Origin of the sequence: Carnobacterium sp. TMP28, assembly GCF_047553015.1 — a bacterium.
In the GTDB taxonomy this organism is placed as follows: domain Bacteria; phylum Bacillota; class Bacilli; order Lactobacillales; family Carnobacteriaceae; genus Carnobacterium_A.
This window is the reverse complement of sequence record NZ_CP180212.1, coordinates 2,091,258-2,104,444: the sequence shown is the minus strand read 5'-3', so window position 1 is coordinate 2,104,444 and position 13,187 is coordinate 2,091,258. Positions and strand designations below refer to the sequence as shown.

Below are 13,187 nucleotides of genomic sequence, written 5' to 3'. Positions count from 1 at the left end.
GTATTAAGGATAACAACAGACAGCACATTAGATCAAAATGAACAGATGAATTAGGAGGTGAATGAGATATGATGCTTATACCATTTTTACTCATTGGATATTTAGTTTATATAGGAATAAACCGCAAGCATTCCGTTGGTATAAACGAAAATCAAGTAGTTGAGCGTTCAAAACCATTAGAGATAGCGAAGGTCAGACTTGCAAAAGGCGAACTATCTCTTGAAGAGTTCGAACAAATTAAGAAAAATCTACTAGAAGACTAACGGCTATGGTATAAAAAACAATTAAAAGGAGATTGAATCAATATGACTATAATTAATGGACTATTAGTTGCAACTATGACTCTTGTAAGTGGAGTTGGCTTATCTTTTCATTCGGGGATGGAGACAGTGAATCAAAAACCGATCAATCAACAGCAAGAGATTAGAGGTACCAATGCCTCTACTATGATGGGGAAAAATCACTTAGAACAGATGGAAAGCGTTATGGAAAATGAAGGCATATCATTTGATGAGATGCAGAATTTTCGAAAAGAAAACCAGTCAACTGTTGAACAGATGGAATCGCAGATGGATGAAATGCACGCCAACTTAACAAATTCAGAACGGAAAGAATTTTACAAGGGAATGCACGAAACAGATGATTCATCTCGAAATAGTCACTTTAGGATGAGAGAAGGGAGAAATTAAGATGATGAACGGAGGACATATGGGGAACTTTTCGCAAGGTAGATACAATGGGCTACAACAAGACTTCCATTCGCTTAATACACTGTTTGGTAATAATCTCAAACAAGTGATTTTTGTTGGACTGATTGTATTAGTCATTTATGTATTTTTTAAGAGGCAAAAAAACCAAGAGTCAGAACAAACTAAAGAGACCTCTGCAGTTACTACGGCTAAAGAAGCAGCAAAATTGCGTTATGCTTGTGGTGAAATTAGTCATGAAGAATTTCAGTCCATATTGAAGGCAATAGAAGTATAATGAGATAAAGAAGAGGTAGTGAAAAGTATTCCTTAACTAGTTGGTGCTTCGTTTTATGTATACTATACTGTTGATAAAGGGGGAAATCTAAATGAGCAATGAAACTAAAAAAATTAAAAATCGTTACAATCGCATTTCTAAAATATATGATGTTTTAGAAGGACCGATGGAAGCTATGACAAAAAGTGCCTGGAATGAGAAATTAATGGATGCCATTGAAGGGAAGAAAGTTCTAGAAGTCGGAGTTGGTACTGGGAAAAACTTGCTTTTTTATCCAGATAACGTAGAAATAATTGGGATAGATTTTAGTGAACAGATGTTAAAAAAAGCCATTCAAAAGACAAAAGGAAAAGAAGCAATCACATTAATTGAAATGGATGCTCAAAAAATGAGCTTTGCCGATGACACATTTGATACAGTTGTGACTTCATGTGTATTTTGTTCAGTACCGGATCCTGTAGAAGGACTCAAAGAAATAAGAAGAGTCTGCAAACCCAACGGAAAAATAGTGATGCTAGAGCATATGAGAAGCCAACATCGTCTGGTTGGTAAAGTTATGGATGCGGTAAATTTTATTCCCTTACATACTTGGGGAGCTAATATTAATAGAAAGACACTTGAAAACATAGTGAAAGCTGGATTTAAAGAAGAACAAATAGAGACTCAAGATTTATGGAGCGATATTGTAAAGTTAATAGAAATAAGAAATAAGAAATAGCTATGTGGAATTTATTGTGGAGCTACTGAGTACGTAACGTAAAAATGACTAGTAAACTAAAGTTAGTTTACATTACGATATTAAATAGAAGAAAATAGGTACAAAGCCAGATGATTCTACAGTACTAGTGACTAATCATAATAAATAAACTGCTTGGTTTATTCTTGAGAGACAGTTAACTTTTATTGGAAAAACAAGAATATACTTAAGCAGATTTAATATGTGAAAAAATAGACATTGCCAATCCAGTAAGGGTATGCGATTATATAAGTAACACTAGTCATTGGAGGAAATCATACATGTCTAATTTACCAAATTGCCCAAAATGTCATTCAGAATATACTTATGAAGACGGTAGCCTGTTTGTTTGTCCAGAATGTGGTCATGAATGGGGAATAGATTCAATTATTGAAACAGACAAAAAAGAGTTCAAAGACGCACACGGCAATCCATTAAATGATGGAGATTCAGTAATTGTTATTAAAGATTTAAAAGTAAAGGGAACTTCCCTTGTTGTAAAAAAAGGAACGAAAGTAAAGACTATCCGATTGGTTGATGGTGATCATGATATTGATTGTAAAATCGAAGGCATCGGTGCTATGCAATTAAAGACGGAATTTGTGAAAAAAGCTTAATATTAGTTAAGAAAAATAAACTAGAGCCATTCTATTTAACTTAAATGGCTTTTTTTAGTTTAACCGCTTCTTATTTAAGTTAAGTCTTTTTTTCTAACGTTAAAAAATAGAAAGAGGTAAACAGATGAAAATAAAAGAACTAAAGTTAAAAAATCTTGATGTCTATTCAATGGTTTTTTCAGGGTTTTTGTATGTGGTAGTAGGGACAATATTTTTAACTCAAAAAGGGATACTTTTATTTGCGGTGAAGAATCTTTTAACTCTTTTAGTTTTACTATTCGTGGTTACGGCTTTCTTTCAACTCATTGGTTTTACGCCACTTAAGAAAAAAAGACTTACCTCAATAGCTAAAGTTATTGGATTTTTAATGAATAGTCTTTTTGCTGGGCTGATATATTTTAAACCAGAACTTATTGTAGGCATCCTGCCAATTTTATTTGGACTATATGCACTTGTTAGTGGAGTAATTAGATTTTTGATTTATCTTCAGTATAAGGAAAATGATGTAGCTAGGAGATTTTTAGTTTTATTTGTAGCTATTGTCCTTTTTATTCTAGGAATACTGATCATTATTCATCCATTGGCTTCCCTGTTGCCTCTTTCAAATAGTATTGGGCTATTTTTTATTCTTTATGGGATTTCATTCATTATTGATTCGGTATTAGATAGTCTACCTAAAGAGACCACCAACTCCTTTAAAAGACGCATTAAAATAAGCCTTCCTGTATTTATGGTGGCTTTAGTTCCGCATAAAATGCTGATGAAGATCAATAAAGCCTTTGAAACAAAAGAGTTAAAACCAGAAGACTTAGTTGCTTATAAAGAACCGACTCCATATGATTTAGAAGTTCTTGTTCATGTAACTGAAAAAGGCCTTGGTATGTTGGGCCACGTAGATATTTATTTTGATGGAAAACTGATGACTTACGGAAGTTACGACGAAAAAACCTATAAATTAAAAGGACTTATCTCTGATGGTATATTTGTAGAATCTCCAAATAAAGATGACTATATAACGTTTTCTCAACACTACATGGGGAAAACCTTGTTTGGGTTTGGTTTAAAATTAAATGAAGAGCAAAAAGATAGAGTTAGGAGTGAAATAGCGGATATTCATAAAAACCTGTATAGATGGAAACCTCAAAGTGAATTAGATAAAGAGACGAGCTCAATACCTGATAAACCTAGCGAAGATTATGCAAGTATCCTCTACAATGCTATTGAAGGTACTTTTTATAAATTTAAAAAAGGGCCTTTTAAAACTTATTTTGGATTAAATACGAATTGTGTTCTTCTAGCTGATAAGATAGTTGGACAATCTGGAATAGATATCGTCAAGATTCAAGGAATTATAACTCCAGGTGCTTATTTTGAGTATTTTAATACAGAGTTTTCTAAGAAAAATAGTATCGTAATATCAAGAACTATCTACTATGAGCAAAAGAAATAAACTTGGATAAAATCTTTGTGTAGGCATATTGATGATGGATGCTAACTAGAAAAAAATTAGTCTGTATCACTAAATAAAGGAGTTAGTTGTGCTGAAATAAAGATAATGGACTAGACTTACGAAGGATTCGTTGGTGAATGGAATAATATGAAATGATAGAATGAAGAAAGTAGGTTCATCAAAGTGGTGTAGCTAAGTTCCCTTAGTCTAAAAAATTAGGCTAAGGGTATTACTAATAGATTTTATTGTTTCAATTCCATTAATAGAGTTTTCTTAGGAACGTTAAACTCAAGAGCGTACTCCAAGAGAAATTTCTCAAAGGACCATGTATTTAATTTGATAGAATAAAGAGGTAAGGGAGGCTTATTCATGTCAACAAAAGTAAAAATAAAGATACTCGATAATTCTCCTTTAAGAAAACAAATAGATGATCTATATGAAACGATGGATCAGGTAAGTGTTGCAAAATGGTCCTTATCATTAGCAAAACATATTTTAGAAACAGTTGGTATAAATTATGAATCATATGTTGAACTAGTAGAAGGATTCAGAATAAATGAATTATGGCAAGAGGGTAAAGCAAGAATGCATGATGTGAGGCAGATAGGTTTTAGTATTCATAGACTGGCTAGAGAATGTGATTCTGAAATACAAAAAACAGCGTTAAGAGTAGTGGGGCAGGCGGTAGGGAGTGGACATATGAAAGAGCATGCAATGATTGCTTCTGACTACGCTATAAAGACTGTAGGACTGATAACCTCCAACGATATTGGAGCTATTACTCTTGAACGTGAGTGGCAATTTAATGAAATAAAAAAATATAGCTAGATAGATAGGCTAAAAGATAATACAATTTCTCAAAAAAATTACGGAGCTATTAGTTCAGTGGAATTTACGATTTATGATTAAATCAAGCATAGAAGATAAAGCAAATTGAGTATGTATTTTTGGAAAGACTTAATGCCAACGTTAGCTATTGCTGGAGGTGGCTTTTTTTTCAAGAATAGTTATACGTTTTTCAACAGAGAGAAGAGCTATCTACTTTATTTTTTATTCCCTCATGCTGGGTAAAAAAAACTAGCGTTAGCATAAGCCAACACTAGTTCGAAAGGTTTTTACTTTTTATTCGCTAACTTTTTTTGTTTGAAAAGAATAACAGCTCCTGAACCAGCAAAAGCTATTCCAATTAAGCTAAACAGTCCCAAGTTTTGTGAGCCTGTTTGAGGTAATTTACCTTGTTCTTCTTTTGATACTGAAGAATCATTCTTATCGCCTTTGACAGGTTTTTTGTCGCCATCGACAGGTGTTTTGTCGCTATCGACAGGTGTTTTGTCGCTATCGACGGGTGTTTTGTCGCTATCGACGGGTGTTTTGTCGCTATCGACAGGTGTTTTGTCGCTATCGACAGGTTTTTTGTCGCCATCGACAGGTTTTTTGTCGCCATCGACAGGTGTTTCTTTCGCTGCTACTACAGGTACATCTAATTCAATCGCAAAGCCATCAGGATTGATAACTGTAAGTTTCCAAACATCATCAACTTTTAGATTTAAGGAAGATAAATCTAATGTAAAGTTTCCTTTATCATCTGCAACAGTAGAAATAACTGTTTTTCTTAATGCCATTTCAACAGTAGCTTTAGGAACGGTTACACCGACTAGTTCCTTTGTTTTTTCAGTTAATTCAGGTAATGTTGTAGCGTCTTTGATAACGGACTCAATACTGATATATTGTTTGCGTCCCTCTACTTTGGTATCAATGATCACACCTTTAGATTCTAAATCTTTAATGTAAGAAATAAAAATATCTGTATCTGGATCAATTTCACCTAATTTCGTTGCTTTAGTGAATCCTGCAAAACCGTCTCCACCACCCAAAATAAAGTCATTAATAACTACGGTATAGGTTTTATCCAAATCTAAAGATGATCCGTCAGGTAAAGTTACATCTAATACTCCATACTCTTGACCTTCTACAGCAGTTTCTGTAAACCTGTAAGTTAAACCAGAAAGTTGCAAGAAGTATTTTTGACCTCCGTCGTATTGTTCATTTAATACTTGTAATACATCTGACCCTTTCATTTCAACTATTTGAAGTAGATTACCGAATGGCTGAGTAGCTTGTGCTGCTCCCCATGAAATAGTTTTTCCATCTTCTTTAACTTTTAAGTTATCTCGGATTCCTCCATTGTTCGTCATCGCGAAGTCTGCTTTGTATCCCCAATCTCTCGCAGCTTTTAATTGGCCATCAGTAATAAAGTTTCCAAGTGCGGATTCCTTGTATTCGTTCACTTCTCTTGAAATATCTCCTGAAGCCGTCCCAATTTTTTCCTGGGTGATGACATCGACAATTTTTTCTGTGTCTTTTACAAGTTTGTCCACGTTAGGTTCAGGAGTTTTACCTGGCTCTACGAAAATGACATCTGCAGATGGTGTTTCAGCAAAGTCTTTTGTAGTTGGATTCAATTCTCCTATTAAGTTTACAAATCCTTTTCCGCTGGAAGAACTTTGAACAACTAAAGTATCAGAGTTTGTGCCATTAAATACACCATCGACTGCTTGATGATTGTGTCCAGAAAAAACGGCATCGACACTATGTTCAGGGTAGCTTTTATCTAATGTTCCTAAGATAGTTGCTACATCGCCACCGACGTTGCCAGCTTCTGGATTATCTTTGTTAAAAGTACTTAATGCAGAAACGTGTGCTAAAACTACAATTGCTTCAACACCTTTTGCTTTTAATTCTTTAGAATATTTTTCAATTGTTTCAGCTTCATCTAAAAAATCGTATCCTACATAATGTTGTTTTAACACAAGATTTGGAATATCAGTAGTAACAATACCGATAAAGCCAACCTTTACACCGTTAACTTCTTTCACAGTGTAAGCTTCCCAACCGTAAGGAATATTCGTGGTCCCTTTATCTACTACGTTTGCTATAACAATCTCCATGTTGTCACCATCGTTAGTTTTGCTATAATCCATAACATAATCTTTAAATTTACCAGGTTCTGGAGCAATTCCTTTTGTAATACGATAGTATTCAGCTAGTCCTTCATCGAATTCATGGTTGCCCAATGTTCCGATGTCAAAGCCCATTGCTTTGTATGCACGAATAGTTGGTTCGTCTTGAAGCAGACCAGAAACAGCCGGACTTGCACCTACACGATCTCCAGAGTCTACACGAATGGAATTCGCTTCTAGACCATCTTTAGTTGCTGCTGTTGTAAAAGCTTGTTCCGCTTCATTCATGTATGTTGCTAATAATGGAGCGGTTCCTAGGTTTCTTAATCTAGTACCATCAGAAGAGTAATAAGTACCCGTTGTATTCAATGCTCCGTGGAAATCATTTATCCCCATAATTTGTAGCGCTATATTTTTATCTGCAGCAAGTGGCTCAATTGCCATCTTTGCTGTTGGAGCTGTCGCTTCTACTTTTTCTTCATTTGTTTTTGGTTCAGTTGTTTCTTCCTCTATTTTTGGCTCAGTTTTTATTTCTTCTGAATCCTCTTTCAAAACTTCAGTTGGCTCTGTTGGTTCTATTGGTTTTATTTCCACATCTTTTTCACTTGTTACTGTATCCGAAGCAGACTTATCTTCCTCAGTGACTACTGGTTCATCTTGAGTTAAAGCAGAATCGATTGTTTTTTCACTATCAATTGTAGCATCTAATTTTTCGACTTGCGGAGAAGGATCAACCTCATTATCTCCTACCGCCAGAACAGTAACAACTGGACTTACCAATGTTGTAGAAATATAACCTAAAACAACCAATGATTGTATAAACTGACGCCAATTTTTCATGTACTAAATTCCTCCTATGTCTACATTAATTTATACCAACACAACAAACAAAAGTTTTGCTCCTTCCTTAAATAGTGTCACATTTAAATTGTACTTGTTTTTTTACCGAAGTAAAGGCTTACATCAAATACTCTAACCTAATTTTAATAAGTGAAGCGGATACATACGAATGGTTCCTGTTTTCGTTTCAAATCAGTTCGGTTTTTATTGCATCTTTCTTGTTTCTTGCTTATAATTAAAGGTGAATAATTTTCCATCAATGGATACTGTTTTTGAAATAAGAAAAATAGATAATTGTTCATTCACAAAATACTTTTTGCATGAAGGAGCTCAAGGAAATGAAGTTTTTGCGTTCGCAAAAGTTATGGACAGTTATTGGCTCCATCATGATTATTTTTGGATTGTTGTTTTTAATGGCCGAGCCCATTCAACATGCGTATGTGCGTCATCGTTCCAATCAATTAACGAATCAAACTTATATCAAGACTACTGCTTCTGATTCAGTCTCATACGATTTTTCAAACGTTACCGAAGTGACTTTAGAAGATGTATTGAAATCTCAGTTTAGTCAACATGCATTGCCTGTGGTAGGAAGCTTGGCTATACCAGAAATAGGGATGCATTTAGCTATACTTGAGGGCGTTTCTAATGAAAATTTAATTTCAGGTGCTGGAACAATGAAACCTGACCAAGAAATGGGAAAAGGAAATTATTCTTTAGCTAGTCACAACATGAAAGATCCGACATTGCTTTTTGCTCCACTTCACCAAGCAAAAATAGGCATGAAGGCTTATTTGACAGATAAAGAAATGATCTATGTCTATGAACTTGCAATCCATGAAATTATCGAACCCACACGTGTAGATGTCATTCGTGACACAGAAACAACATTGCTGACAATGATTACGTGTAATTACAACGGAGAAATGCGGTTGAATACTCAAGGAGAGTTGATTGACTCGTTCTCTGTAGGAGAAGCTCCTGAAGAAATTGCTGCTATTTTTAATCTTCCTATGTATTGAGCTATATGATAGAGTTTTTGATTTTTTAAATTCGATGAATCGGAATTTTTGTTTGTTTCAATAGAGCGGTTAACTAGTTATGGATAGATTATAGATAGATTGTACAGAGTCTTAAATGAATAAAATTCTGTGACAGTGAATAGGGAAGAACCCTTGAATTTAGAGCTATATGTGCAATGCAACTAAAAAAGTCAGCTTAGAGAAAATACTAAGCTGACTTTTTCTGTGATTTATTTTATTTTTTAGTAAGTTCTGGAAGAATATATTTATTCTATATTGGAGTAAATATACTGATAGCTCTTACTGAGCATTCTTTATTACTCGAAAAAAAATTGTATTCTTAATTGCCTAAAGCTTGTCCATCTTGACGGACAATCTCAACTTCTTTTAAGAAACTTTCAAGATTAGCAACAGTACTATTAGTAAGTTGGAAAATAAAAAGAGAGCAATTTATTTTTGATAATAAATTGCTCTCTTTTTTGAGTTCTGTTCTTTGAGTGTAAATGGATGATTTGCTTATCTTAAGTCATTACCGATATAAAAGTAGGTGGCTCTATCAACCGGTTACTTTACGTGTTTTTTCGCTTGTACACGAGTTCTTTGTGCGGGTTTTTGACCGCCTCTACGACTTTGCTTATTTTTTGATTGTGTTCCATTGTTGCGGGCGGGAACGGCTTTTTTCGCCTTTTGTGAAGGTGCTTGAGTGCCTTCTTTCAATAGATAAGGTTGATCCTTTATGACTGGAACTTTTCTCTGAATAAGTTTTTCAATGTCACGTAACAAGTCTGATTCTGTTTCATCACAGAAAGAGATGGCTTTTCCACCTAGTCCTGCGCGTCCTGTGCGGCCGATACGGTGAATGTAGGTTTCTGGAACTTCAGGCAAGTCATACAGGATGACTTGCGAAAGCTCAGGCACATCAATACCACGGGCTGCGATGTCTGTCGCAACAAGAACGTTAATTTTCATAGTTTTGAAGTTTTCTAGAGCTCGTTGACGCGCATTCTGGGACTTATTGCCGTGAATCGCTTCAGCTGAGATACCCGCTTGCAAAAGTTTTTTGACAATTTTATTGGCACCATGCTTGGTTCTGGAGAAGACTAGAGAGCGCTCAACCCCCTTATTCTTCAAAAGATAGATAAGTAAGTTAGTTTTATCGGTCTTAGCTACTGGATAAACGCTTTGATTGATAACTTCAACAGTTGATGAAACTGGATTGACGACTACTTTTACCGGGTTTGATAAAATCGTTCCTGCAAGTTTTTCGATTTCATTCGGCATCGTTGCTGAAAAGAACATGCTCTGACGTTTCTTCGGCAATTCTCGGATAATATGGCGTACATCACGTAGCATTCCCATATCCAACATCATATCGGCTTCGTCCAAGACGAAAAAATCAACCTTATTCAGTTTGATAAATCCTTGTCTAATAAGGTCCAATAGTCTGCCTGGCGTTGCGACCAGGATATCCGTTCCGCGTTTCAGCTCGGCTGTCTGAGGATTTTGGGAAACGCCGCCAAAAATTACTTGGATATTCAATGGAAGGTATTTAGCGTATGTTTGAAAGCTTTCACCAATTTGTATGGCAAGTTCACGGGTAGGAGCAAGGATTAAGGCTTTAATGCTACCTTTTCCATAAGTTCTTTCTTCCATGATATTTTGAAGGATAGGTAAGGCAAAGGCAGCTGTCTTACCAGTACCAGTCTGGGCACAACCCAATAAGTCTTTGTTGTTCATTAAATGCGGAATGGCATCTTCTTGGATAGGTGTTGCTTTTGTATAACCTGCTTCTTTCAGTGCGTGCAATAAGTGTTGGTTCAATTCTAATTCATTAAATAACAAGTGGTTCTCCCTCGGCATGTTGGACATGCATTTGATTTTTTTGTAACTGTGTTTCGGATTAGGTTGGTTTAGTCTATAAGAGTCTGACTATCTTTCAAAAATCGACCTGTTCCGAATAGATAAATAGTTTCTCTGAGAAATAGCGTGACTGGACTATTGTATCAGAAATAGAAGGTAGAGTCATATTATTTTATTTTTGAGAAAATAAGTGTACTTATAATCGACACACGACATGTATTGATTTTACTGTATTTGTAGTATCGATTAAATGATTTTGAAATGAATGATAATATGAAGGTAAGTTATGCGCTAGTGCATACAATAGAACAAAACTTGGACCGATAATTAGAAGCATTAAAAAATGTTGGAACAGAAAAAAATATCTGGAGAAAATATGATTAATCAAATGGAGTGAAAAACGTTACAATTTTTACGAGAAAAAGATATATTAATAGTAGAATCATAGCTTGTTTAGGACGGAATTATGATGATATCATTCAAATCGTTCAAGAATTTGATTAGAAAAAATTGGATTAATAGTTTTAAATCTACCCATTCTAAATCAAGAATTAGGAGATTCTGGTTTACAAAAACTGATTTGTAATATCATTGTCCAGCTACTTTCTTGGACAGTAGAGAACGAAAGAAAAGAAATCAAACGTAAACAATAACAACAAGGAATCGAAATAGTCAAGAAAAAAGTATGCTATAAAGGAAGGAATTTGAAGCATTCTGCGAATGCAACTAATACTAAAGATAGAATGACCTATCAGGAGATTATAAGTAAATTGCAGATAGAGAAAACAATTAAAAAGATTGCAGAAGAAACAGAAGTTACAAGAGATACTGGATATCGCATCAAGAAAGAATTAATTTAATTATAAAAAAAGATATATTCGGATACAATTTTATGAAAACCCTTTCAAATAGTTGATAGTAAATGTTATTATTTACATATACTATGAAATGAAAAAATATTTTAGGAGGCAGCTAATGAGCATTGAAAATTTGATTAAGGATACTGTAAATACAGTAGGAGAAACAACTTATTTAGCACCAGATATACCAAACAAGAAAATGGATAACGCTTTGAAAGCTTTTGGAACAGCAATCAATCCTAAATATGTAATAGCTATTACAGATAGTACACTATTTAAATCAGCAAGAGAAGGAATTATCTATACTGGTGAAGCTATTTATATCAATGAACTATTAAAAAAACCAAGAAAAATTCTATTTAAAGATATTGTTGGTGTAGAAAAAAATTATTTTGAAGTAACAAAAAAAATTGGACCACCTACAAAAAAAAATGAAGTAATGATTGAACTTATAAACAATGATATTAAGGTAAGAGTTAGCAGTGTTACTAGTCCTTATGGAACACTAGATGAAATTGTTTTAACAGGATTAAATGAAGATGCTTTTGGTGATTTAATCCAAAAAATTATAGAAGAAATAAAAACTAATGTAGATGCGACTAAAGTTACAGACCAACACAGACCTCTTTCAGATATGAGTGAAAATACAAAATTAAATTATATGAAAGTAGTTATTAATTATATTTATAGCAGTGAAAATGAAATAGATAGTGATAAATATAGTCAAATTATGTCACTAGTAGCACAAAATTCACTTTCACTTGAGTCTAGATCATCTTTAAGACCATATATTGGAAGTACCGAAAAAAAAGAGAATACAACTGTATTATTAAATATTTTAAAAGATAATTGCATAAAAGAAGAATCAAATTTTGAACTTTTAAAACTTTCTCTTTTAAAAGATATTTTAAACTTGTTTTTTAAAAATAACGAATCATATAAATGGGAAGAAGATAAATTTATACTTGATTTTAAAGAAAATTTGAATATTGATAGCAAACAAGTTGTTGGAATTATTGAATTACTGAATATTGATAAAAATATAATTAAAAATAAAATGAATGATAACCAAATAAAAAAAACAATGACTGATATTAGTGCACAAGCTGTATCGGTAGGTGTTCCGTTAGCGGCTATATATTTTAGTGGTTCCGTAGTTGGAGTAGGTGCTACTGGAATTACAAGTGGCCTTGCTGCTTTAGGTATGGGAGGAGTTATCGGTCTTTCTAGTATGGCTACGGGCATTGGAATGTTAGCCTTCATAGGAGTAGGGACATATAAAGGGATTAAAAAATTTTCTGCCGTAGGAGAAAGTGAAAAAAATACTCAGCGTGAATTATTGCTTCAACATATTATAAAGAATCAGCAATTAAGTATTACTTTTATGATCGAAGATATAAATGAAGTTACAAAAGACTTAATAAGTGAAGTGGGCCGGACATCCTTAAATCAACAAAAACTGGCTAGATATGCTGAGATGATGCGAGTAATGACTTCCGCTGCTAAAAAAACTTCAAATAAAAGAGAATCAGCTGAAAAAGAACAAATCTCTATTGCTATACCTAAGTATTTAAATATAGAGCGGTTAAATGAATTAACTAGTAGTGCTACGAATCAAGAAATAGAAAAACACATTCTTTCATGCTACGAGAAAGAAGACATTAACAGCATAGATAAAAATAGAGAAGAAAATAGTAAAGAAAGAATTATTTTAAAAGAAAACCTTTCGAAAAGTAACTTGGAACAATTGAAAGCTGAATTTAATAATATACAATATGATACTGTGTCTGGGGCGACTAAAGCAGCTTTAAAAAACTCAGCTAAAAATATTCTTGGGCACTTCAGTCAAGAATAAAGG

General features: G+C 33.8%; 11 protein-coding genes. 9 read left to right on the top strand and 2 right to left on the bottom strand.

The features are described from left to right. The first annotated feature begins 68 nt into the window (after positions 1-68). The 7 genes from ACMHYH_RS10005 (at position 69) to ACMHYH_RS09975 (ending at position 4,615) form a co-directional block, all read left to right on the top strand. Positions 69-263 carry an SHOCT domain-containing protein gene (locus ACMHYH_RS10005; RefSeq protein WP_414839258.1) on the top strand — a complete coding sequence of 65 codons (195 nt, stop codon included), beginning with the start codon at positions 69-71 and terminating at the stop codon, positions 261-263. A gap of 42 nt (positions 264-305) precedes the next feature. After that, positions 306-689, top strand: a complete 384-nt coding sequence (locus tag ACMHYH_RS10000; protein WP_414839257.1) for a hypothetical protein — start codon at positions 306-308, stop codon at positions 687-689. A 1-nt stretch (position 690) separates the two neighbouring features. After that, complete coding sequence (locus ACMHYH_RS09995; RefSeq protein ID WP_414839256.1) at positions 691-984, top strand: SHOCT domain-containing protein; 294 nt, start codon at positions 691-693, stop codon at positions 982-984. Positions 985-1,075: 91 nt separating this feature from the next. Then, complete coding sequence (locus ACMHYH_RS09990; RefSeq protein WP_414839255.1) at positions 1,076-1,702, top strand: class I SAM-dependent methyltransferase; 627 nt, start codon at positions 1,076-1,078, stop codon at positions 1,700-1,702. A gap of 299 nt (positions 1,703-2,001) precedes the next feature. Continuing rightward, positions 2,002-2,337: a zinc ribbon domain-containing protein YjdM gene (locus tag ACMHYH_RS09985; RefSeq protein WP_414839254.1), complete on the top strand. Its 336-nt coding sequence runs from the start codon at positions 2,002-2,004 to the stop codon at positions 2,335-2,337. 124 nt (positions 2,338-2,461) lie between these two features. After that, a complete protein-coding gene (locus tag ACMHYH_RS09980; protein WP_414839253.1) occupies positions 2,462-3,787 on the top strand; it encodes a DUF308 domain-containing protein in 1,326 nt (441 codons plus the stop codon). Between the two features lie 369 nt (positions 3,788-4,156). Beyond that, a complete protein-coding gene (locus ACMHYH_RS09975) occupies positions 4,157-4,615 on the top strand; it encodes a putative immunity protein (RefSeq protein WP_414839252.1) in 459 nt (152 codons plus the stop codon). Between the two features lie 287 nt (positions 4,616-4,902). On the opposite strand, the gene ACMHYH_RS09970 is transcribed toward ACMHYH_RS09975, so the two are convergent. After that, positions 4,903-7,587: a 5'-nucleotidase C-terminal domain-containing protein gene (locus ACMHYH_RS09970; RefSeq protein WP_414839251.1), complete on the bottom strand. Its 2,685-nt coding sequence runs from the start codon at positions 7,585-7,587 to the stop codon at positions 4,903-4,905. Positions 7,588-7,925: 338 nt separating this feature from the next. Between ACMHYH_RS09970 and ACMHYH_RS09965 the strand changes: the two genes are divergently transcribed. Further along, the gene (locus ACMHYH_RS09965; RefSeq protein WP_414839250.1) at positions 7,926-8,609 is read left to right on the top strand and encodes a class A sortase; all 684 of its coding nucleotides are present in this window, start codon (positions 7,926-7,928) and stop codon (positions 8,607-8,609) included. A gap of 564 nt (positions 8,610-9,173) precedes the next feature. On the opposite strand, the gene ACMHYH_RS09960 is transcribed toward ACMHYH_RS09965, so the two are convergent. After that, positions 9,174-10,451, bottom strand: a complete 1,278-nt coding sequence (locus ACMHYH_RS09960; protein WP_414839249.1) for a DEAD/DEAH box helicase — start codon at positions 10,449-10,451, stop codon at positions 9,174-9,176. A gap of 966 nt (positions 10,452-11,417) precedes the next feature. Between ACMHYH_RS09960 and ACMHYH_RS09955 the strand changes: the two genes are divergently transcribed. Continuing rightward, positions 11,418-13,184 carry a hypothetical protein gene (locus ACMHYH_RS09955; RefSeq protein WP_414839248.1) on the top strand — a complete coding sequence of 589 codons (1,767 nt, stop codon included), beginning with the start codon at positions 11,418-11,420 and terminating at the stop codon, positions 13,182-13,184. The last annotated feature ends 3 nt before the right edge of the window (positions 13,185-13,187 follow it).

Bases quoted from the DNA above. Each gene is read 5' to 3' on its own strand.
- ACMHYH_RS10005 (WP_414839258.1), top strand. From the start codon at position 69: ATGATGCTTATACCATTTTTACTCATTGGATATTTAGTTTATATAGGA.
- ACMHYH_RS10000 (WP_414839257.1), top strand. From the start codon at position 306: ATGACTATAATTAATGGACTATTAGTTGCAACTATGACTCTTGTAAGT.
- ACMHYH_RS09995 (WP_414839256.1), top strand. From the start codon at position 691: ATGATGAACGGAGGACATATGGGGAACTTTTCGCAAGGTAGATACAAT.
- ACMHYH_RS09990 (WP_414839255.1), top strand. From the start codon at position 1,076: ATGAGCAATGAAACTAAAAAAATTAAAAATCGTTACAATCGCATTTCT.
- ACMHYH_RS09985 (WP_414839254.1), top strand. From the start codon at position 2,002: ATGTCTAATTTACCAAATTGCCCAAAATGTCATTCAGAATATACTTAT.
- ACMHYH_RS09980 (WP_414839253.1), top strand. From the start codon at position 2,462: ATGAAAATAAAAGAACTAAAGTTAAAAAATCTTGATGTCTATTCAATG.
- ACMHYH_RS09975 (WP_414839252.1), top strand. From the start codon at position 4,157: ATGTCAACAAAAGTAAAAATAAAGATACTCGATAATTCTCCTTTAAGA.
- ACMHYH_RS09970 (WP_414839251.1), bottom strand. From the start codon at position 7,587: ATGAAAAATTGGCGTCAGTTTATACAATCATTGGTTGTTTTAGGTTAT.
- ACMHYH_RS09965 (WP_414839250.1), top strand. From the start codon at position 7,926: ATGAAGTTTTTGCGTTCGCAAAAGTTATGGACAGTTATTGGCTCCATC.
- ACMHYH_RS09955 (WP_414839248.1), top strand. From the start codon at position 11,418: ATGAAAAAATATTTTAGGAGGCAGCTAATGAGCATTGAAAATTTGATT.